22 protein-coding genes and 2 other annotated features are annotated in these 23214 nt (G+C 38.7%); all 22 genes read right to left on the reverse strand.

Translation table 11 applies throughout. The annotated features are described in order from the left end of the window. Positions 1-77 precede the first annotated feature (77 nt). On the reverse strand, positions 78-2159 hold the full coding sequence (gene fusA, locus MHB42_RS19675; protein WP_340808281.1) for an elongation factor G: 2082 nt from the start codon (positions 2157-2159) through the stop codon (positions 78-80). 42 nt (positions 2160-2201) lie between these two features. Next, complete coding sequence (rpsG, locus tag MHB42_RS19680) at positions 2202-2672, reverse strand: 30S ribosomal protein S7 (protein ID WP_340808283.1); 471 nt, start codon at positions 2670-2672, stop codon at positions 2202-2204. Positions 2673-2716: 44 nt separating this feature from the next. Next, the gene (rpsL, locus tag MHB42_RS19685; RefSeq protein WP_332649143.1) at positions 2717-3136 is read right to left on the reverse strand and encodes a 30S ribosomal protein S12; all 420 of its coding nucleotides are present in this window, start codon (positions 3134-3136) and stop codon (positions 2717-2719) included. A gap of 97 nt (positions 3137-3233) precedes the next feature. After that, positions 3234-3482, reverse strand: coding sequence for a ribosomal L7Ae/L30e/S12e/Gadd45 family protein (locus MHB42_RS19690; RefSeq protein ID WP_340808287.1), 249 nt, complete (start codon positions 3480-3482; stop codon positions 3234-3236). Positions 3483-3619: 137 nt separating this feature from the next. Next, positions 3620-7303 carry a DNA-directed RNA polymerase subunit beta' gene (gene rpoC / locus MHB42_RS19695; protein ID WP_340808289.1) on the reverse strand — a complete coding sequence of 1228 codons (3684 nt, stop codon included), beginning with the start codon at positions 7301-7303 and terminating at the stop codon, positions 3620-3622. A 204-nt stretch (positions 7304-7507) separates the two neighbouring features. Beyond that, a complete protein-coding gene (gene rpoB / locus MHB42_RS19700) occupies positions 7508-11083 on the reverse strand; it encodes a DNA-directed RNA polymerase subunit beta (protein ID WP_340808291.1) in 3576 nt (1191 codons plus the stop codon). A 242-nt stretch (positions 11084-11325) separates the two neighbouring features. Further along, entirely contained in the window at positions 11326-11928 is a 603-nt protein-coding gene (locus MHB42_RS19705; RefSeq protein ID WP_340808293.1) for a class I SAM-dependent methyltransferase, read from the reverse strand. Between the two features lie 78 nt (positions 11929-12006). Further along, positions 12007-12369: a 50S ribosomal protein L7/L12 gene (rplL, locus tag MHB42_RS19710; protein ID WP_340808295.1), complete on the reverse strand. Its 363-nt coding sequence runs from the start codon at positions 12367-12369 to the stop codon at positions 12007-12009. Positions 12370-12442: 73 nt separating this feature from the next. Next, complete coding sequence (rplJ, locus tag MHB42_RS19715) at positions 12443-12943, reverse strand: 50S ribosomal protein L10 (protein ID WP_340808296.1); 501 nt, start codon at positions 12941-12943, stop codon at positions 12443-12445. Positions 12944-12975: 32 nt separating this feature from the next. Continuing rightward, positions 12976-13121 (reverse strand) — a sequence feature (ribosomal protein L10 leader region). Positions 13122-13170: 49 nt separating this feature from the next. Beyond that, entirely contained in the window at positions 13171-13869 is a 699-nt protein-coding gene (gene rplA / locus MHB42_RS19720) for a 50S ribosomal protein L1 (protein WP_340808298.1), read from the reverse strand. A gap of 116 nt (positions 13870-13985) precedes the next feature. Then, positions 13986-14411 (reverse strand): 50S ribosomal protein L11, encoded by a 426-nt coding sequence (rplK, locus tag MHB42_RS19725; RefSeq protein WP_004233593.1) that lies wholly within the window; start codon positions 14409-14411, stop codon positions 13986-13988. Positions 14412-14639: 228 nt separating this feature from the next. Then, positions 14640-15173 carry a transcription termination/antitermination protein NusG gene (nusG, locus tag MHB42_RS19730; protein WP_274794964.1) on the reverse strand — a complete coding sequence of 178 codons (534 nt, stop codon included), beginning with the start codon at positions 15171-15173 and terminating at the stop codon, positions 14640-14642. A 336-nt stretch (positions 15174-15509) separates the two neighbouring features. Further along, positions 15510-15695, reverse strand: coding sequence for a preprotein translocase subunit SecE (gene secE, locus MHB42_RS19735; RefSeq protein WP_340808303.1), 186 nt, complete (start codon positions 15693-15695; stop codon positions 15510-15512). Positions 15696-15743: 48 nt separating this feature from the next. Beyond that, a complete protein-coding gene (gene rpmG, locus MHB42_RS19740; RefSeq protein WP_340808305.1) occupies positions 15744-15890 on the reverse strand; it encodes a 50S ribosomal protein L33 in 147 nt (48 codons plus the stop codon). A gap of 77 nt (positions 15891-15967) precedes the next feature. Further along, positions 15968-16615 (reverse strand): RNA polymerase sporulation sigma factor SigH, encoded by a 648-nt coding sequence (gene sigH / locus MHB42_RS19745; RefSeq protein WP_340808307.1) that lies wholly within the window; start codon positions 16613-16615, stop codon positions 15968-15970. A 68-nt stretch (positions 16616-16683) separates the two neighbouring features. Continuing rightward, positions 16684-17196, reverse strand: a complete 513-nt coding sequence (locus MHB42_RS19750; RefSeq protein WP_340808309.1) for an NYN domain-containing protein — start codon at positions 17194-17196, stop codon at positions 16684-16686. 2 nt (positions 17197-17198) lie between these two features. Beyond that, on the reverse strand, positions 17199-17951 hold the full coding sequence (gene rlmB, locus MHB42_RS19755; RefSeq protein WP_340808312.1) for a 23S rRNA (guanosine(2251)-2'-O)-methyltransferase RlmB: 753 nt from the start codon (positions 17949-17951) through the stop codon (positions 17199-17201). Further along, positions 17951-18370 (reverse strand): Mini-ribonuclease 3, encoded by a 420-nt coding sequence (locus MHB42_RS19760; protein WP_340808314.1) that lies wholly within the window; start codon positions 18368-18370, stop codon positions 17951-17953. The genes rlmB and MHB42_RS19760 overlap by 1 nt, the downstream gene beginning before the upstream one ends. A gap of 5 nt (positions 18371-18375) precedes the next feature. After that, on the reverse strand, positions 18376-19776 hold the full coding sequence (cysS, locus tag MHB42_RS19765; RefSeq protein ID WP_340808316.1) for a cysteine--tRNA ligase: 1401 nt from the start codon (positions 19774-19776) through the stop codon (positions 18376-18378). Between the two features lie 208 nt (positions 19777-19984). Further along, positions 19985-20203, reverse strand: a binding site (T-box leader). Positions 20204-20253: 50 nt separating this feature from the next. Next, positions 20254-21714, reverse strand: a complete 1461-nt coding sequence (gene gltX / locus MHB42_RS19770; protein WP_340808317.1) for a glutamate--tRNA ligase — start codon at positions 21712-21714, stop codon at positions 20254-20256. Positions 21715-21805: 91 nt separating this feature from the next. Further along, positions 21806-22282, reverse strand: coding sequence for a 2-C-methyl-D-erythritol 2,4-cyclodiphosphate synthase (gene ispF / locus MHB42_RS19775; RefSeq protein ID WP_340808318.1), 477 nt, complete (start codon positions 22280-22282; stop codon positions 21806-21808). A gap of 227 nt (positions 22283-22509) precedes the next feature. After that, the gene (gene ispD, locus MHB42_RS19780; RefSeq protein WP_340808320.1) at positions 22510-23205 is read right to left on the reverse strand and encodes a 2-C-methyl-D-erythritol 4-phosphate cytidylyltransferase; all 696 of its coding nucleotides are present in this window, start codon (positions 23203-23205) and stop codon (positions 22510-22512) included. Between the last annotated feature and the right edge of the window lie 9 nt (positions 23206-23214).

Below are 23214 nucleotides of genomic sequence, written 5' to 3' on the forward strand. Positions count from 1 at the left end.
ATAGAGAACGGGCCCATCCCCTATCCTACAATCATACCTTACAGATTAGTTATACTTGATGCAAGATGAAATTTCAATTATTCACCTTTATTTTTTTTAATGATTTCTTCAGAAATTGATTTTGGTACTTCTTCATAATGATCGAATACCATAGAGAATACACCACGACCTTGCGTTGCAGAACGTAAAGTTGTTGCATATCCAAACATTTCTGAAAGTGGAACCATTGCACGAACAACTTGAGCGTTACCGCGAGCTTCCATACCTTCTACACGACCACGGCGAGAAGTGATGTTACCCATGATATCACCAAGATATTCTTCTGGAATTACAACTTCAACTTTCATCATTGGTTCAAGTAAAACTGGGTTACATTTAGAAACCGCGTTTTTAAGAGCCATAGATGCAGCGATTTTGAATGCCATTTCGTTTGAGTCAACATCATGGTAAGAACCATCGAATAATTTCGCTTTAATGTCGATTAATGGGTAACCAGCAAGTACACCATTTTCTAAAGCGTCTTTAAGACCTGCTTCTACAGCAGGGATGTATTCACGTGGAACTACACCACCAACGATAGCATTTTCAAATTCGAAGCCTTTTCCTTCTTCGTTTGGAGAGAATTCGATCCAAACGTGACCGAATTGACCACGACCACCAGATTGGCGAACGAATTTACCTTCAACTTGAGCAGAGCCACGGAATGTTTCACGGTAAGATACCTGTGGAGCACCAACGTTAGCTTCTACACGGAATTCACGGCGCATACGATCAACAAGGATATCAAGGTGAAGCTCACCCATACCAGAGATAATTGTTTGACCAGTTTCTTGGTCTGTATGTGCACGGAATGTTGGATCTTCTTCTTGTAGTTTTTGTAAAGCTTGACCCATTTTGTCTTGGTCTGCTTTAGATTTTGGTTCTACAGAAAGAGAGATAACTGGTTCTGGGAATTCCATTGATTCAAGAATAACAAGGTTTTTCTCGTCACATAATGTATCACCAGTTGTAGTATCTTTAAGACCTACAGCAGCAGCGATATCCCCTGCGAACACTTGAGAAATCTCTTCACGAGAGTTAGCGTGCATTTGTAGGATACGACCTACACGCTCACGTTTACCTTTTGTAGAGTTTTGTACATACGAACCTGATTGTAAAATACCAGAATATACACGGAAGAATGTTAACTTCCCAACGAATGGGTCTGTCATTACTTTAAACGCAAGAGCCGAGAATGGTTCTTCGTCTGAAGAATGACGTACGATTTCTTCGTCTGAATCTGGTAAAGTACCCTTAATAGCAGGTACATCTACTGGAGATGGAAGGTAATCGATTACTGCATCAAGCATTTTACGAACACCTTTGTGTTTGAATGCTGTACCACAAAGAACAGGGTAGAATTCTACCGCAATTGTTGCTTTACGGATTGCTGCTTTCAATTCTTCTTTTGTAATTTCTTCACCAGCAAAGTATTTTTCCATGATGTCTTCATTAACTTCAGCAATTGCTTCGATTAATTTTTCACGGTATTCTTCTGCTTGTGCTTGATGTTCTTCAGGAATTGGTTCACCTTCACGTAATGCTGTACCTTCTTCGTTATCGTAGTAAGTTACATTCATTTCGATTAAGTCAATAATTGCTTTGAACTCATCTTCAGCACCGATTGGTAATTGGATTGGATGAGCATTTGCTTGAAGACGCTCATGTAAAGTGCCTACAGAATATAGGAAATCCGCACCCATTTTATCCATTTTGTTAATGAATACGATACGTGGAACACCGTAAGTAGTAGCTTGACGCCATACAGTTTCAGTTTGTGGCTCAACACCTGATTGAGCATCAAGTACTGTTACTGCACCATCAAGTACACGTAAAGAACGTTCAACTTCTACAGTGAAGTCTACGTGTCCAGGAGTATCGATGATGTTAACACGATGGCCGTTCCATTGAGCTGTTGTTGCAGCAGAAGTGATTGTGATACCACGTTCTTGCTCTTGCTCCATCCAGTCCATTTGAGAAGCGCCTTCATGAGTTTCACCGATTTTGTGAATCTTACCTGTGTAATAAAGGATACGCTCAGTTGTTGTTGTTTTACCAGCATCAATATGAGCCATGATCCCAATATTACGAGTATTCTCTAGAGAGAATTCGCGTTTCATTAGGTATTTCTCCTTCCATATTGGGCTTATGCAATGTTTAGATTACCAACGGTAGTGAGCGAATGCTTTGTTCGCTTCTGCCATTTTGTGCATATCTTCACGTTTCTTAACTGATGCACCAGTGTTGTTAGAAGCATCAAGAATTTCGTTAGCTAAACGCTCTTCCATAGTTTTTTCACCACGAAGACGAGCATAGTTAACTAGGTAACGAAGACCTAAAGTTGTACGACGTTCTGGGCGTACTTCAACTGGTACTTGGTAGTTAGAACCACCAACACGGCGAGCACGTACTTCAAGAACTGGCATTACATTATTTAGAGCAGCTTCGAATACTTCGATTGGATTTTCACCAGAACGTTCTTTTACTAATTCGAACGCACCGTATAAAATCTTTTGAGAAGTACCTCTTTTACCATCAATCATCATTTTATTGATTAAACGAGTTACTAGCTTTGAATTATAAATTGGATCTGGTAACACGTCACGTTTGGAAACAGGACCTTTACGAGGCATGTGTTTTCCTCCTTTCATTGAATAAATAACTTATAAGTTTTAGATTATTTTTTTTCTTTAGGGCGTTTTGTACCATATAAAGAACGTGATTGCATACGACCGTTTACACCAGCAGTATCAAGAGCACCACGAACGATATGGTAACGAACACCCGGTAAGTCTTTTACACGACCGCCACGGATAAGAACAACACTGTGCTCTTGTAAGTTGTGGCCTTCACCAGGAATGTACGCTGTAACCTCAATTTGGTTAGTTAAACGTACACGAGCGTATTTACGTAACGCTGAGTTTGGTTTTTTAGGCGTCATTGTACCTACACGAGTACAAACACCACGTTTTTGAGGAGATTTAACATCAGTTAAAGATTTTTTAAATGAGTTGTATCCTTTGTTTAACGCTGGTGAATTTGATTTCGTGCTTTTAGATTTACGAGGCTTACGTACCAATTGGTTAATTGTAGGCATCGATATTTCCTCCCTTCATTCCTTCTTTTTTAATACCACACATCCAGGTGGTTCATTTTTAGGGTAAAAACAAAGTCTTTGTGCTTTTACACAAAAACTACTCTACAATAATCGCAACTACTGCAGCTCCAACGTGGATTCCACAGGCCTTGCCCAGTTCCTTTTTGGACTCAACAAGAATAACTGGTATACCGATTTCTCTCGCGAAAGATATGGCCGAATCGGTTACCCAATTGTCTGCATCAAGTGCCACAAAAAGTTCTTTCACTGAACCAGCTCGCATTGCTTTTACTGCTTGCTTTGTACCTATGATTGTTTGACTAGCCCTTACTTTATCATAAGACATTTTCATATCCTCCGAAGTACAGACAGTTAACTATCAACCTTCAATATATTATCATTACCCATTTATACTGTCAACTATTATCTTTAAAAAGTCCGAAGAGATGTGTAGAATACATCTCCTCGGCCTTATTTTAATAGCTATTCAGCAGAAATAACTTCCGTGTCAAGCTCATCTTTTTCGATGCGGATTTGACGATAACGTTGCATACCAGTACCTGCAGGAACAAGTTTACCGATAATTACGTTCTCTTTTAATCCAAGAAGCTCATCACGTTTACCTTTAATTGCTGCATCTGTTAACACACGTGTTGTTTCTTGGAATGATGCTGCAGATAAGAATGATTCTGTTTCAAGAGAAGCTTTTGTAATACCAAGGATGACAGGACGACAAGTTGCAGGGTTTTTGCCATTCATCACAGCATCTGCATTTGCCTCTGTAAATTGGTGAATATCTAGCAATGAACCTGGTAGTAGCTCTGTATCACCAGCTTCAATGACACGCACTTTACGAAGCATTTGACGCACCATTACTTCAATATGCTTATCCCCAATTTCTACCCCTTGCATACGGTATACTTTTTGAACTTCTTTTAGTAAATACTCTTGAACAGTTGAAACGTCTTTAACTTTTAATAATTGTTTTGGATCGATAGAACCCTCTGTTAACACCTGACCACGCTCTACTGTATCGCCTTCGATAACTTTTAGACGAGCATTATAAGGCGCTTGGTATTTACGAGTTTCTACATCACCTTGAATTGTAATTTCTTTTAAGCCCTCACGGATTTCTGTAATATCCGAAACCGTACCAGCGATTTCTGAAATAACAGATTGACCTTTAGGGTTACGCGCTTCGAATATCTCTTGGATACGTGGAAGACCTTGTGTAATATCATCCCCAGCAACTCCACCTGTATGGAATGTACGCATTGTTAATTGCGTACCTGGCTCACCGATTGATTGGGCTGCAATAATACCGACTGCTTCTCCAACCTCAACCTTTTCACCAGTTGCTAAGTTCATGCCGTAGCATTTTTTACATACACCATGTTTTGTATTACATGTAAACGCTGAACGGATTGTTACTTCCTCAATGCCAGCTTCGATAATTGCACGAGCAACATCTTGGTCGATTAAGCCGTCTTTTGCTAAAATCACTTCACCAGTTTCAGGGTGGAAGATTGTTTTCTTCGTATGACGCCCAACAATACGTTCCTCTAAAGACTCAATCAATTCTGTGCCTTCCATTAACGCACCAATTGTTAAACCACGGTCAGTACCACAGTCATCCTCGCGCACAATAACATCCTGTGCAACGTCAACAAGACGACGTGTTAAGTAGCCTGAATCGGCAGTTTTTAGGGCTGTATCGGCAAGACCTTTACGAGCACCATGCGTAGAGATGAAGTACTCTAATACTGTTAAACCTTCACGGAATGAAGATTTAATTGGAAGTTCGATGATACGACCAGCCGGGTTGGCCATCAGTCCACGCATACCAGCTAACTGAGTAAAGTTAGATGCGTTACCACGGGCACCTGAATCAGACATCATGAAAATTGGATTTGTTTTCTCAAGTGACTTCATCAGTTTCGCTTGAATTTCATCTTTTGCAGCACTCCAGCTTGAGATAACACGATCATAACGCTCATCTTCTGTAATGAAACCACGACGGAATTGCGCTTGAACTTTATCCACTTTTTCTTGTGCTTCTGCTAAAATTTCACCTTTATCTGGTAATACCACGATATCAGATACACCTACTGTAATACCAGCACGTGTTGAATATTTGAATCCTAGGTTTTTCATGCGGTCAAGCATTTTAGATGTTTCTGTAATGTGGAAACGTTTAAATACTTCAGCAATGATATTTCCTAAGAATTTTTTACGGAATGGATTCACAACAGGCACTGACGCAAAATGTTTACGTAGAACAGCTGAACGTTGTGCATCAATTTTCCCTTTTTCATCAAGGCTGTTATAAGCAGCATCTGACTCAAGCTCTTTCAGTGTTTCTTCGTCAATTGTTAAATTCACAAAGTATTTATCTGGCGTTGCTTGCTCTAAGTTAAAATCAGTTGGCTCATTAATATATGGGAATGATTCTGGCAAGATTTCGTTAAAGATTACTTTACCAACAGTTGTTAATAAGAACATATTATTTTGTTCTTCTGTAAATGTTGGGTTGTTTAACGAACCAGCTTTAATTGCAATACGTGTATGCAAATGTACATGACCTGTATCATAAGCAATTAACACTTCATTCGGACCATAGAAAACAGAACCTTCACCACGAGCGCCTTCACGCTCAAGTGTTAAGTAGTAGTTTCCTAATACCATATCTTGAGATGGTGTTACAACAGGTTTACCATCTTTTGGATTCAGAATGTTTTGTGCAGCAAGCATTAGAAGACGAGCTTCTGCTTGAGCTTCTGCCGATAATGGTACGTGAACCGCCATTTGGTCACCATCGAAGTCAGCGTTATAGGCTGTACATACTAATGGGTGAAGACGAATAGCACGACCTTCAACAAGTGTTGGTTCAAATGCTTGAATACCAAGACGGTGAAGCGTTGGTGCACGGTTTAGTAATACTGGATGCTCACGGATAACATCTTCTAAAACGTCCCATACGTCGTTATTTAAACGTTCGATTTTACGTTTAGCCGATTTAATGTTATGTGCAAGACCACGCTCTACTAATTCTTTCATAACGAATGGCTTGAATAATTCGATAGCCATCTCTTTTGGTAAGCCACATTGGTACATTTTTAAGTTTGGACCTACTACGATAACAGAACGACCAGAATAGTCAACACGTTTACCAAGTAGATTTTGACGGAAACGACCTTGTTTACCTTTTAACATATGTGAAAGTGATTTTAATGGACGGTTACCAGGACCTGTTACAGGACGTCCACGACGACCATTATCGATTAATGCGTCAACAGCTTCTTGTAACATACGTTTTTCGTTTTGTACGATAATGCTTGGAGCACCTAAATCTAATAAACGTTTTAAACGGTTATTACGGTTAATTACACGACGGTATAAATCGTTTAAGTCAGAAGTTGCAAAACGACCACCATCTAATTGCACCATTGGACGAAGCTCTGGTGGAATAACAGGTAGTACATCTAAAATCATCCATTCAGGTGAGTTACCTGAGTTACGGAAGGATTCTACAACTTCTAAGCGTTTAATAGCACGAGTACGTCGTTGACCTTGCGCAGATTTCAACTCTTCTTTTAAAGATTGCGTTTCATCTTCTAAGTCAATTTTGTTTAATAATTTTTTAATAGCTTCTGCACCCATAGATGCTTCAAATGTGTTGCCGAATTTTTCACGGTATGCACGGTACTCTTTTTCAGAAAGCAATTGTTTACTTTCTAAATTAGTAGCACCTGGATCAATCACAACGTAAGAAGCAAAATAAATAACCTCTTCTAGGGCACGTGGGGACATATCTAAAATAAGACCCATACGGCTTGGAATACCTTTGAAGTACCAGATATGAGAAACTGGTGCTGCCAATTCAATATGGCCCATACGTTCGCGGCGAACTTTAGCACGTGTTACTTCTACGCCACAACGGTCACAAACTACGCCTTTATAGCGCACACGCTTATATTTACCACAATGACATTCCCAGTCCTTTGTTGGACCGAAAATACGCTCACAGAATAAACCATCTTTTTCTGGTTTTAATGTACGGTAGTTAATTGTTTCAGGTTTTTTAACCTCACCATATGACCAAGAGCGAATCTTATCAGGTGATGCTAAACCAATTTTCATATATTCAAATTCATTAACGTCTATCAAGGAGCCTACCTCCCTTTAGTATAGGTCTTTATAAAGACTCTTTTACGCAGCTCGATAATCGTTTGCAAAGATTTGCCTCTTTTACAAAGGATTAAAAATAGAATAGTGTATTGAAAGAAAAAGCCAGGCAGGGCATTAAATCCTGCCCGGCTAATTTGAAAAATAAGTTTTGCCATATTCACAACTGTGAATATTGGTTATCCATTATTCAAAAGACTCTACTGGCTCTTCTTCTGTATCTGGCTGTGGTGCAATATTAAGTGCATCAGCAGGTTGAAGATCTTCTTCTTCATCTAAATCGCGAAGCTCTACCTCTTCATCATTAACTGTTAACATCTTAACATCCATACCAAGAGATTGAAGTTCTTTAATCAATACTTTGAAGGATTCTGGAACACCTGGCTCTGGTACACTTTCACCTTTGACGATGGCTTCATATGTTTTTACACGACCAACAACGTCATCGGATTTAACTGTTAAGATTTCTTGAAGTGTATAAGCAGCACCATATGCTTCAAGTGCCCATACCTCCATCTCACCAAAACGTTGTCCACCAAATTGCGCTTTACCACCAAGTGGTTGTTGCGTAACTAGTGAGTATGGACCAGTTGAACGTGCATGTAGCTTATCATCAACCATATGCGCAAGTTTGATCATATACATGACACCTACAGATACACGGTTATCAAATGGCTCACCAGAGCGTCCATCGTACAGGATTGTTTTACCATCACGGTTCATCCCTGCTTCTTCCATTGTTTCCCAAACATCTTCTTCATTAGCACCATCAAATACTGGTGTTGCCATATGAACGCCTAGGTAACGAGAAGCCATACCTAAATGTAACTCTAAAACTTGTCCGATATTCATACGAGAAGGTACACCTAGTGGATTTAACATAATATCAACAGGCGTGCCATCTGGCATAAATGGCATATCCTCTTCCGGTAAGATACGAGAAATAACCCCTTTGTTACCATGACGTCCAGCCATTTTGTCCCCAACACGAATTTTACGCTTTTGAACAATATAAACGCGAACTAATTGGTTAACACCCGGTGGCAATTCATCGCCATCTTCACGGTTAAATACTTTGACGTCTAGAATAATACCGCCAGCACCGTGTGGTACACGTAATGAAGTATCACGAACCTCACGAGCCTTTTCACCAAAGATTGCGTGTAGTAAGCGCTCCTCAGCTGTTAATTCTGTAACCCCTTTAGGTGTTACTTTACCTACTAGAATATCGCCATCACGTACTTCCGCACCAATGCGGATAATACCACGTTCGTCTAAGTTGCGAAGTGCATCTTCCCCAACGTTTGGAATATCGCGAGTGATTTCCTCAGGCCCTAGCTTTGTATCACGAGATTCAGACTCATATTCTTCAATATGAACAGATGTATAAACATCATCTTTTACAAGGCGCTCACTCATGATAACAGCATCCTCATAGTTAAAGCCGTTCCAAGTCATGAATGCAACTAAAACGTTACGTCCAAGAGCTAGCTCACCTTTTTCCATTGATGGACCGTCTGCTAAAATATCACGAGGCTTCACACGCTCACCAACTTTTACAAGTGGGCGTTGGTTATATGAAGTACCTTGGTTAGAACGAATGAATTTCTGTAATTTGTATTTTGTTAAATCGCCTTTAACCTCTTTACCATCCACAACTTCAATGCGACGAACATGAATAGAGCGAGCTTCAACATGCTCAACAATTCCTTCATACTTCGCTACTACAGCCGCACCTGAGTCACGTGCATCAACATGCTCCATACCTGTACCAACAAAAGGTGCTTCAGGGTTAAGAAGTGGAACTGCTTGACGTTGCATGTTGGCACCCATAAGTGCACGGTTAGAGTCATCATTTTCTAAGAATGGAATACATGCAGTCGCTGCAGAAACTACTTGTTTAGGAGAAACGTCCATATAGTCCATTTGAGCTTTATTGAATACTGTGTTATCTCCACGGAAACGGCCTACTACTTCATCATTTGCAAATGTACCATCTGGATTTAATGGTGAGTTTGCTTGTGCTACATAGTAATTATCTTCTTCGTCAGCTGTTAAGTAATCAATTTGATCTGTTACTTTGCCTGTTTCGTGGTCAATACGACGATAAGGCGTTTCAATAAATCCAAATTTATTTACTTTTGCGAATGAAGATAATGAGTTAATTAAACCAATGTTCGGTCCCTCTGGCGTTTCAATTGGACACATACGACCGTAGTGAGAATAGTGAACATCACGTACTTCGAAGCCAGCACGCTCACGTGTTAAGCCACCAGGTCCTAAAGCAGATAAACGACGTTTATGTGTTAGCTCTGCTAATGGGTTTGTTTGGTCCATGAATTGTGATAATTGAGAGCTGCCAAAGAACTCTTTAATTGACGCAATTACAGGACGAATATTAATCAATTGTTGTGGCACAATAGATGCTGTATCGTTAATAGACATACGCTCACGTACTACACGTTCCATACGAGATAGCCCGATACGGAATTGGTTTTGTAATAACTCACCAACAGAGCGTAGACGGCGGTTACCTAAATGGTCAATATCATCTGTTGAACCTACATGGTAAAGTAAGTTGAAGAAATAGCTTACTGAAGCTAAAACATCGGCAGGTGTAATATTCTTCACTTCTTCATCAATGTACGCATTGCCAATAATGTTAATTTCTTTTTGTGCTTCATCATTTGGTGCATAAATCTTAATAGATTGGATGGTTACATCATCCTCAAGCACTCCACCAACTTGCGATAAAGTACGGTAACCAATACCTTTTGACGCATCTTCAAGGTAAGGTAGAATTTTATCTAAAGTACGGCGGTCAAGCACTGTACCTTTCTCTACTAAAATTTCGCCTGTTTCTGGGTCTACAAGCGTTTCAGCAATCGTTTGGTTGAATAAACGATTTTTAATGTGAAGCTTTTTGTTCATTTTGTAGCGACCAACATTCGCTAAATCATAGCGTTTTGCATCGAAGAAACGAGAGTATAATAAGCTCTTCGCACTTTCAACTGTTGGTGGCTCACCTGGACGTAAACGCTCATAAATTTCTAAAAGTGCTTTTTCTGTACTTTCAGAGTTATCCTTTTCTAACGTATTACGTAAATATTCGTTATCACCAATAATATTGATAATCTCTTGGTCTGAGCCAAAGCCTAATGCACGAAGTAACACTGTTACAGGTAGCTTACGTGTACGATCAATACGTACATACACTACATCCTTAGCATCAGTTTCATACTCCAGCCATGCACCACGGTTTGGAATAACTGTAGCACCAAAACCTTTTTTACCGTTTTTATCAGTTTTATCATGGAAATATACACTCGGTGAACGAACTAATTGTGAAACAATAACACGTTCAGCACCGTTAATAATGAACGTACCCGTTTCTGTCATTAATGGGAAATCACCCATAAAGACATCTTGTTCTTTCACTTCGTCTGTTTCTTTGTTATAAAGACGCACTTTCACACGTAATGGAGCTGCGTAAGTAACATCTCGCTCTTTACATTCATCGACATCATATTTAGGCTCACCTAATGAATAATCGATGAATTCTAATGAAAGATTACCTGTAAAGTCCTCGATCGGCGAAATGTCACGGAACATTTCACGTAAACCTTCTTCAAGGAACCACTCGTAAGACGCCGTTTGAATCTCAATCAGATTTGGAAGCTCAAGCACCTCTTTAATACGCGCAAAGCTTCTACGCTGGCGGTGTTGTCCGTACTGAACTAGTTGACCTGTCAACTCATTCACCCCTCAATAAAGCGATATTAGGTCTTTGCAAAATCATACAAATAGTGTATGATTTCGAAAGACAAAAAGAAAACGAGTCTTCAAAAAGATCTCATTTTCGGTTAACTAAACTTATCTTGGCAAGTATACCCATATTAAAACCTTTCTATACAAAAAGGGCATACGACCTCAAAATAATATTTTTGCATTTTACCATACTACCATAGCCGAATTGTCAAGTCAATAAATTATACATATTTCATTTATTTTTTTGCACGTACTATCCAGTACCCTTTTTTCTTCTCCACAACATCGACTTCTGAAAATTTTTCTTCTAAGTAACTTACTGTCGATGGTGCTCCTTGCTTCTTCTGAATAACTACCCAAAGCTCACCAGATGACACTAAATAATCATAGGCTCCATCATAAAAACGGAAAATTGTTTCCTTCCCTGCACGAATTGGTGGATTCGTTAAGATAGCTGCAGCTTTTACACCTTTATCAACCATCGATAGGCCGTCACTCACAAATATTCGCACATTTTGAACACCGTTTACTTGCGCGTTTTTTTGCGAAAGCGCAACTGCACGTTCATTTATATCCATCATAAAAACGGTACGGTCTGGATTTGTTTTAGCAATCGATAATCCTATCGGCCCATATCCACAACCCACATCAAAAATTGCACCATCAATATTAGGCATTTGAAAAGTGTCAATTAAAACACGGGATCCAAAATCTACTTCGCTTTTACTAAATACACCTGCATCCGTTTCAAACGAAAACGTATGCCCTAGTAACTTGAATGTCCAGTGACGAGGTTTACTCTCAGTTTGAGGCTTACTTGTATAATAATGATCTGACATTTTCATGCCTCCTCAGAATGAAGAAAAAAGCCCGCCAAAATGACGAGCTTTCCTTTTGTAAAAAAAGTAATGGCGAGATTACTTAACTTCTACAGATGCGCCAACTTCTTCAAGCTTAGCTTTGATTTCTTCAGCTTCATCTTTAGAAATACCTTCTTTAAGAGCTTTAGGAGCGTTATCTACAACTTCTTTAGCTTCTTTAAGACCTAAACCAGTGATTTCACGAACCACTTTGATTACTTTAATTTTTTCTGCACCAGCAGATGCTAATACTACGTCGAACTCTGATTTTTCTTCAGCGCCGCCAGCAGCACCGCCAGCAACTACTGCTACAGGAGCTGCAGCTGTTACACCGAATTCTTCTTCGATAGCTTTTACTAAATCGTTTAATTCAAGAACTGTCATAGCTTTGATAGCTTCTAAGATTTGCTCTTTATTCATTATAATTTCCTCCTAATTGGATAATGTTTTATTTTTAGTGGATCATACCACAGAAGTTTCAGTACGTATTAAATTACGCACCTTGCTCTTCTTTTTGTTCTGCAACAGCTTTTGTTGCAAGTGCGAAGTTACGCACAGGAGCTTGAAGTACAGATAAAAGCATAGAAAGTAGACCTTCGCGTGATGGAAGTTCTGCAAGTGCTTTAACATCTTCAACAGAAGAAACCGTACCTTCAATAATACCAGCTTTAATTTCTAAAGCTTCGTTTTTCTTAGCGAACTCGTTGATGATTTTAGCAGGCGCTATAACATCTTCGTTTGAGAACGCAATTGCGTTAGGACCAACTAATACTTCATTGATTCCTTCAAGACCAGCAGCTTCAGCAGCACGACGAGTTAAAGTATTTTTGTAAACTTTGAACTCAACGCCAGCTTCACGAAGTTGTTTACGAAGCTCAGTTACTTGTGCAACATTAAGACCACGGTAATCCACAACTACTACAGAAGAAGCGTTTTGGAATTTCTCAGTAATCTCTTGAACTTGTACTTGTTTGTTTTCGATTGCTTTGCTCATGATGACACCTCCTATTAGAATGGGTCATTTATACCGACAAAAGAAAAGCCCCTGAGTCAAATAGACACAGAGGCTGAAAGTCATCATCTTTAAATAAGAATCTGAATTCCGATGTCCTCGGTAGGAACATTAAGTGACAAGTCACTCCTACTGTCTACGGTACAAATGGATAATTCACAACAGCAACTATAATATCACATACAATTACTGCCGTCAACATATATAAATTATTTTACTACTACGTTAGCAGCGTCAACTTTAACAGCTGGGCCCATTGTAGTTGTAATATTTACAGATTTCATGTAAGTACCTTTAGCTGCTGCAGGTTTTGCTTTTTGTACTACATCAAAAACAGCTAAGAAGTTCTCTACTAATTTTTCTGCTGGGAAAGAAACTTTACCGATAGGAGCGTGGATGATACCAGCTTTATCAGCACGGTATTCTACTTTACCAGCTTTGATTTCTTCGATAGCTTTTGTTACATCAAAAGTAACTGTGCCAGTTTTAGGGTTTGGCATTAAACCTTTAGGTCCTAATACACGACCAAGTTTACCAACTTCACCCATCATGTCAGGAGTTGCTACGATTACATCGAAATCGAACCAACCTTGTTGGATTTTTTGGATGTATTCTGCATCGCCTACATAATCAGCACCAGCTGCTTCTGCTTCTTTAAGTTTTTCACCTTTTGCGAATACTAATACGCGTTGAGTTTTACCAGTACCGTTTGGTAGCACTACTGCACCACGGATTTGTTGGTCGTTTTTACGAGTATCAATACCTAAACGGAAAGCAACTTCTACAGTAGCGTCAAAGTTTACTGTGCTAGTTTTTTGAGCAAGTTCGATTGCTTCTTGTGCACCATATAGTGCATTACGATCAATTAATTTTGCTGCATCTTGCAGTTTTTTACCTTTTTTAGCCATTATATATTTCCTCCTTGATTGTGGTTATAGCGGATTTTACCTCCCACGAATAAAGGTTGCGTGTTCATAAAGAAACTTCGCAACCTTCCAAAAAACAAAACATCAAGTAAATGGGATTAGTCTTCGATAACAATACCCATGCTTCGTGCAGTACCTTCAACCATTAACATAGCAGCTTCCACTGAAGCAGCGTTAAGGTCTGGCATTTTAGTTTCAGCGATTTCGCGAACTTTGTCACGTTTAACCGTTGCCACTTTTTTACGGTTTGGTTCACCTGATCCAGATTGGATACCAGCCGCTACTTTAAGTAGAACTGCTGCAGGTGGAGTTTTTGTAATGAAAGTGAAAGAACGATCTTCAAATACTGAAATTTCAACTGGAATAATAAGACCAGCTTGATCAGCAGTACGTGCGTTAAATTCTTTACAGAATCCCATGATGTTCACACCCGCTTGACCTAGTGCAGGACCAACCGGTGGAGCTGGGTTAGCTTTACCAGCAGGGATTTGAAGTTTTACAACTTTAATAACTTTTTTAGCCACGAGACACACCTCCTTAAGTCCGTGATGTGGTAATTGGGTTGCCCCTCCCACTCAATATCTGTCTGTCAGCTAATGCCGATAACATTAAAATTATCATTACAGACGTCATAGTAAAGTATGACAGTCTGACCTATGAAATGATAACACTTTTAAAATCTTTAAGCAAGTAGTAATTAACAAAATCTGCGAAATATCTACTAGCTGGCAATCATGCTTCTGTTACTAGAACTATAATTTTTGAATTTGTTCAAAGTCTAGTTCCATAATTGTTTCACGGCCAAACATATCGACTGTTACTTTTACTTTACCTTTTTCTGTATCAATCTCTTCAACACGACCTTGGAAATGAGCAAACGGCCCCTCTAATACTTCAACAGCCTCACCAACAGTAATATCCACTTCTACAACCTTATCCGTCATACCCATTTGCTGTAATAGACGATCTGCTTCTTCAGGAAGTAAAGGTGTTGGCTTCGCTCCTCCACCAGACGAACCGATAAAGCCTGTTACACCTGGTGTATTACGTACTACATACCAAGAATCATCAGTCATAATTAACTCTACTAACACATAACCTGGGAAAACTTTACGCATCATTGTACGTTTTTTCCCATCTTTCATTTCTGTTTCCTCATGCTCAGGAACAATTACACGAAAGATTTTGTCTTGCATGCCCATTGTTTCTACACGTTTCTCTAGGTTTGCCTTTACACGGTTTTCATACCCTGAATACGTATGAACAACATACCAATTTTTCTCCATAATCATTAGGACTTGTCGTCCGTCCCTCCCTTACAAATAAAAGTGAAAATGAATTGTGATATGCTAAGCGCACTCTTACCCTTTTCCACAAATATCTCATTTAAGATAAATTAATGATATATACCAAGTCTAGCATCGTCATCTCTTACTACGCCCATACTCTGTCCATAGCATCTTTATCCTAAACGAGAATAGATTACTGCCCTTCACTCCATTCATTTCACCTACCCATTTTAAAGAGGGGACTCACGGTTGAATGAAGATAAAACAAACGAAAAAACCCGTTATTGCATTGGACGGGCTATTTCAAGAATATTAACATCTATTTACTAAAATTTATAAATCTAAGTACCAGCGGAATAATGATGAAATACCTAGGTCAACTAGCACAAAAAACAGAGCCATAATGACAACAGTTGAAATTACAACGACTGTATATTTCGTTAGCTCTTTACTTTTTGGCCAGCTTGTTTTGCGCATTTCTGACATTACACTGCTTAAAAAGCCTTTGATCTTGCCCATTCTAGCCTAACCTCCAAATAATTATATCTGTCTATTTCCATATCATTCTTATAGTGTTTGTTTATGCACTGTATGTTTATTGCAATGCGTACAAAATTTCTTTAATTCAAGGCGTATAGTGGAACCTTCTTTAGCCTGAAATGTATAATTTCTTGATCCGCATTTTTCACAATTTAGCACGACTTTTTTTGCCATACAATCACCTTTTTCGGCACTTTATCTTTTTAAGACTAACACCTATATTTGTCAATGTCAATAAAGGCCTATATCCACTAAAACATTTCTTCAAGAACTAAATGTCGTTCTAATTTCCGCTTTACCCGCTGCAATGCATTATCGATAGATTTCACATGACGATTTAGTTTTGCAGAAATTTCATGATAGGATTGACCATCTAGATATAAGGCTAAAACTTGGAGCTCTAATTCACTTAAAATTTCACTCATCTTTTCTTCTAAGTACCCAAACTCTTCTCTATGAATCATTAATTCTTCTGGATCATCCATAATAGCGCCTGTTAATACATCCATTAGCGTTCGATCAGACTCTTCATCAAATATAGGCTTGTCTAAGGAGATATAGGAATTAAGTGGTATATGCTTTTGTCTAGTCGCTGTTTTAATAGCTGTAATAATTTGTCTTGTAATACATAGCTCTGCAAAAGCTCTAAAGGACGCCAGCTTATCTCCCTTAAAATCACGAATTGCTTTATATAAACCGATCATGCCCTCCTGTACAATATCTTCCTTATCTGCTCCGATTAAGAAATAGGACCTTGCTTTTGCTCTTACTAACAGACGGTATTTTGTAATTAAGTAATCCAACGCATCTGTATTACCTTGATGCACCATTTCAATAAGTTCTTCATCATTGAATCGTTCAAAATCTTGTGTCACTTGTACAATGCTATTTTTAAACATGGTATCACCTCAGTTACAACAGATAATTAGGAACAGTATAACGGAATTGGAAAATATGCGTCAATCAATCATTTCAAACCTCTTCGCCATTTTTCAAAAGCTAATGCAACATCTGGCTTTAATTCAATGCGAGAAGGTGGCTTGCTTTCATGTTTACGCTTTACATCATGCGAAATTTTATGTTGAATAATATTTGTTTCAATTTCTAGCTCTCTAGCTGACTTTCGTAGAGCACCATTACCAAAAATCACACTTTGCTCTGCCATATCAGATGTCGCTACATGAATTTGGACATTTCTTGCTTTTAGTTCTTGTGTCATTTTTTCAATGCGCTCATCTGCTGTTTCGTTTTTTCGAGTATAAATGACTTCTACATCATTTTCTATATAAGATTGCTCAATGCCTGGTACAAGATGTGCATCAAAAACAACAATTACACGCCAACCCATAGCTGCTTTATATTCAGCCATCAGTTCAATCAACCTTCTACGCGCATCCTCAAAATTAGCATCACGCAATGGTCGTAATTCTTTCCAAGACCCAATCATATTATAGCCATCAACAAGCAAAATGTTTTTCATTGTTACTCATTCGCTTCTTGACGCTTACGATACACTTCATACATTAAAAGTGCGGCAGCTACTGATGCGTTTAACGATGTAACATGCCCTATCATTGGTAAATGATATAAAAAATCACACTTCTCTTTTAATAAGCGCCCCATTCCTTTACCTTCACTACCGATAATAATCGCTAATGGTAATGTTGCATCCATTTTTCGATAGTCGACAGAGCCTTTTGCATCAGTACCAGCAATCCATATACCTCGTTCTTTTAATTCATCAACTGTTTGAGCAAGATTATTTACACGCACAACAGGAACATGTTCAATAGCACCTGTTGAAGCCTTTGCTACCACAGCCGTTAAGCTAACAGAACGGCGCTTCGGAATAATAATACCATGTACACCAATAGCATCAGCCGTTCTCATAATAGACCCTAGATTATGTGGGTCTTCAAGCTCATCTAAGATTAGGAAAAATGGGTCTTCCTGTTTTTTTGCCGCTGCTGCAAATAAATCCTCAAGCTCAGCATATTTATATGCAGCAACAGCAGCAACGATTCCTTGGTGATTAGCACTCGATAATTGATCAACTTTCTTTTTCGGCACAAATTGAACAACAATACCTCGTTCGCGTGCTAAATCTAGCAATTCATTGATACCAGATTTTTTCACGCCTTCTGCAATCCATACTTTATTCATATCGCGACCTGAACGAAGTGCTTCTAGCACTGGATTTTTACCAGCAATTATTTCGCCATTTTGTTCTACCATTATTTCAACACTCCTTTCGATTCCTCGACTATTTGAATAGCGTATGCAATAATTTCATAAACGCGTTCTAGTTCATTTAATAAATATAAATTCCCAAGTATCGCCTCAAAGCCTGAGCTATTACGATAAGTTTGAACATCTGTATTTTTTGGGACAGAGCCGGACTTAGCATTGCGTCCACGGCGGAACACAGCCAACTCCTCCTCTGTTAAATAATTTTCATCCATCATACGATGAACAACCATAGACTGTGCTTTTGCTGATACATAGTGAGTCGCTTCTCGATGAAGCGTATTTGGTTTAACTCGACCTGAGCGTAGCAAATGTTCGCGTACCTTCTGCTCCAATACGGCATCACCCATATAGGCTAATGCCAGTGCATTTAATTGCTTAATATCTTCATTACGAAGTTTATCCAACTTACTTACCCTCGTTTCCATCTAGTTCCTTGTCGTGTATCTTCTAAAATGATACCTTGTGCTTGCAAATGGTCACGAATCTCATCAGAACGGGCAAAATCACGGTTTTTACGTGCCTCTACGCGCTCTTGCAGTAATGCTTCAATTTCTTCGTCTAATAGCTCTTCCTCTTTTGCAAATTCAATACCTAAGACGTCACCCAGTACCTCAAAAGTTTCAATAAAGCTTTCCAATACTTTTTTGCAAGTATTTGTTTCATTCAAATAAATGTTAGCAATACGTGCTAGCTCAAATAATACTGAAATAGCATTAGCTGTATTAAAATCATCATCCATTGCCTCTTCAAAGAGCGCTTTTTGCTCAGCGATCTTGCTTAGCCATTCTTCTGAATGATCACCTAAGCTGACAGTAGTCGTTAGACGATGTTTAACATTGTTGTAGGCTGTACGAATTCGCTCTAAACCAGCCGCTGCTGCCTCCACCAAATCTTTTGCAAAATTAATCGGGTGGCGATAATGAACAGAAAGCATAAAGAAACGTAATACTTGTGGGTCAATCTGCTTACGAATATCATTCACTAAAATAAAATTCCCAAGAGATTTGGACATTTTTTCATTATCAATATTAATATAACCATTGTGCATCCAGTAGCGTGCAAATGTTTTATCATTATGTGCTTCCGATTGTGCAATTTCATTTTCATGGTGTGGAAAGGTTAAGTCTTGCCCGCCAGCATGAATATCAATCGTATCACCTAAATGCTCACGAGCCATGACAGAGCATTCAATATGCCAGCCAGGGCGACCAGCTCCCCAAGGGCTTTCCCAGCGAATTTCGTTTGGCTTAGCCGCTTTCCATAATGCAAAATCCAATGCATCATCTTTTTTCTCACCTGCTTCAATACGGGCACCAATTTTTAAATCATCCACTGATTGATGTGATAATTTACCATAACCATCAAATTTACGTGTACGGTAATAAACATCACCAGCAGATTCATAGGCATAACCTTTATCAATTAACACTTGAATGAATTCAATAATATCATCCATATGGTCTGTTACGCGTGGATGAACATCTGCCTTTTTGCAGCCTAATGCTGTGACATCTTCAAAATAGGCAGCAATAAAGCGCTCTGTTAATTCATGTACTTCCTCACCTAACTCATTTGCTGCTTTAATAATTTTATCATCTACATCCGTAAAATTTGATACAAACTTCACATCATAGCCTTTATATAAAAAATATCGACGTACTGTATCATAGACAATAACAGGGCGAGAATTTCCAATATGAATATAGTTATAGACAGTTGGACCGCAAACATACATTTTCACTTTGCCTTCTTCTAATGGTACAAAAGTTTCCTTTTGTCGTGTTAATGAGTTGAAAATTTGAATACTCATTGTGTTCCACTCTCCTTCTGTAAGCGTTCAATTGCTTCAGCAATGCGCTTCTCAAAAATATTTTAATGCTCTAGTCTTTCCCATTCTATCAGGAAAGCTGACAACTATAACATGGTGGCATTTCCCTACAAACAGCTTATCCGTTAACGTCTTAAGCCTTCTTGTATTTATAAAATAAAAAACGCCCCCATCATTCCCTAAAAGGAATGACAGAGACGCCTAATTTGCGTGGTTCCACTCTGATTGAAGGCAAAAGCCTTCCACTCTGGGCGTCCTTTAACGGGAACGACTCGATAAAGCCTACTACTTGTTCAGCCTTATGCTCAAAGGTGCATTTCAGTTTTGCCTAGGTTCAGACCACTTTCAGCCGGTGATGGTCCTCTCTTTAGAACATGCGCCACTTACTTCTCCTTCTCAACGCTTTTTCAATGTAAATACATTTTACAACGAACGAATAAATTGTCAATAAATTTCCCTTTATTGTGCAAATTTTTCAACGCGGTCAATTGTTTTCTCTTTACCAATTAAGCAAATTGCATTTGGTAGTTCTGGCCCATGCGTTTCTCCTGTTGTTACAACACGGATTGGCATAAATAAGTTTTTACCTTTATGACCCGTTGCTTTTTGAACAGCTTTAATAGCAGCTTTTACTGTATCTGGTGTAAATTCTTCTAATGCTTCAAGCTGTGTCTTAAAGGCTGTCATAACCTCAGGTACTTGTTCACCTGCTAAAACAGCTTTTGCTTCTTCATCATATTCAATCTGTTCTTTGAAGAATAGGCTAGATAATTCAATAATTTCAGCACCAAAGCTCATTTGATCGTGATAAAGAGCAATTAAATCTGTTGCCCATGCACGTTGCTCTGCAGTAAGCTCTTCAGGCAATAAACCTGCTTTTTGCAAATGTGGTAATGATAGTGCTACTACTTCTTCTAAAGGTAATTTTTTAATATATTGATTATTCATCCATGTCAGCTTTTGCTTATCGAACATAGATGGTGATTTTGATAAACGTTTTTCATCAAAGATTTTAATTAATTCCTCTCTTGAGAAAATTTCCTCTTCGCCTTCTGGTGACCAGCCAAGCAGTGCAAAGAAGTTAAACATTGCCTCAGGAAGATAACCTAAATCTTTATATTGTGTAACAAATTGAATAATCGATTCATCACGTTTTGATAGCTTTTTACGGTTTTCATTAACTATTAGTGTCATATGCCCGAAAGTTGGATATTCCCAACCAAATGCATCAAAAATCATCATTTGCTTTGGTGTATTCGATAAATGCTCCTCACCACGGAAAACATGGGAAATTTCCATAAAGTGATCATCCAATACAACAGCAAAGTTATAAGTTGGAATACCATTTGCTTTTACAAGTACCCAATCACCAACATCCTTCGATTCAAATACTACTTGTCCACGCACTAAATCTTCAAATTCATATGTTACGTTTTCTGGTACACGCATACGAATTGTATATGGCTCACCTGCTGCCTCTTTCGCTGCAACTTCCTCCGCTGATAAATGACGACATGTACCATCATAAGTAGGTGCTGCTACACCTCTAGCCTTTTGCTCTTCACGAGATGCCTCAAGCTTTTCTGAAGAACAGAAACATTTATAAGCTAAGCCTTGCTCCAATAATTTTTCAGCATGCTCTCTATAAATATCAAGACGTTCCATTTGACGGTAAGGTGCATAAGGTCCACCAATATCAATCGACTCATCATATTCAATACCTAGCCACTTTAGGTTTTCTAGCTGAGATGCTTCTCCACCCTCTACATTACGTTCAATATCTGTATCCTCAATACGTACAATAAATTTACCGTTATGATGTTTTGCATATAAATAATTGAATAATGCTGTACGCGCCCCACCAATATGTAAATAACCAGTTGGAGATGGTGCGTAACGAACACGAACTTCTTTCGTCATAATTAAAAGCCTCCTAAATTTTCGATCAACAAATTGACTTTGTTTATTTTACCATTCTGTTATAGGAAATAAAAGCAAGGTTCGTGCACATTTATTTCTTAATCAAAAGGATTGTTGCCATTGCTGCTATACCTTCCTCACGTCCAGTAAAGCCTAATTTTTCCGTTGTTGTCGCCTTGACATTTACTTGTGAGGGCTCTGCATGTAATAATTCCGCAATACGATTTTGCATTTGCCCGATATATGGAGCCATTTTAGGACGCTGCGCCATAATTGTACAATCTACATTACCTAGAACATAGCCTTTATCCTCAACAATTTGCCAAATATGTTCTAATAGTTTGGCTGAATCTGCATCCTTAAATGCAGGGTCTGTATCTGGAAAATGACGTCCAATATCTCCTTCTCCAATTGCTCCTAGCGCTGCATCCGTAACAGTATGTAATAAAACATCTGCATCAGAGTGCCCTACAAGCCCTTTTTCATGAGGAATTGTAATACCTCCAATAATTAACGGACGCCCCTCCTCAAATGCATGTACATCAAAACCTTGTCCAATTCGAAACATATGCTAGAGAAACTACTTTAGCAAAACAAATGGCGTAAATAAGCTACTCGTTTGCTTCAATCGTAGTTTCATTCACCTTCTTTCACTTTTATATTTATTCACTATTATACCCTCATATTTTAACATATTCCCTAGGAAATTGAGCTGATAGCAAATAGCCAACGTTTTTATATGCTGATAGACAAAATCTCATTAGCCAATGTTGCTAATGAGATTTTCTTCACCTATTATTTGTTTACTTCCAAAGCACGCTTACGCAAAATAGCCTCTCCAAAAAGTAAATCCTCTTGCGTTGTCATTTTGACATTTTCATAGCTACTTTCCACAATATGCACTGCATATCCTAGTCGTTCAACAAGCATTGCTTCGTCTGTACCAAGGAAGCCAACCTTTTCAGCAACATCCTCTGCCTCAACAATTAAATCGTATTGGAAAGCTTGTGGTGTTTGAATCATCCATAAACTATCACGATCCACAGTTTCCTCAATCACACCATCTCGAACCTTTTTCATTGTATCCTTTGCTCGCACACCTGCGATAGCTGCACCATATATGTGTGCGCTTTGAACAAGATTGGCAATAATATTATGTGTAATAAAAGGGCGTGCTGCATCATGGACAAGCACAATATCAACCTGCTCCATCTCCTTCATACAGGAATGCACGGAATGCTGTCGCTCCGCACCTCCATCAGGTAAGCCTTTAACCTTTGTAATACTATATTGCTGTAGCATTGCTTGAATATATGCACGCTCCTCTGGTTTCACAGCTAACCAAATACCTGTGCAACAAGGGTCCTGCTGAAACACCTCTAGCGTGTGTATAAGAATTGGCTTCTCTAAAAGCTTTAAAAATAATTTATTTTGTCCTGCTCCCATACGCTTGCCGCTGCCAGCTGCAGGTAAGACTACTTCATATTGCATACCTTCACA

Source organism: Lysinibacillus sp. FSL K6-0232 (assembly GCF_038008325.1).
Classification (GTDB): Bacteria; Bacillota; Bacilli; order Bacillales_A; family Planococcaceae; genus Lysinibacillus.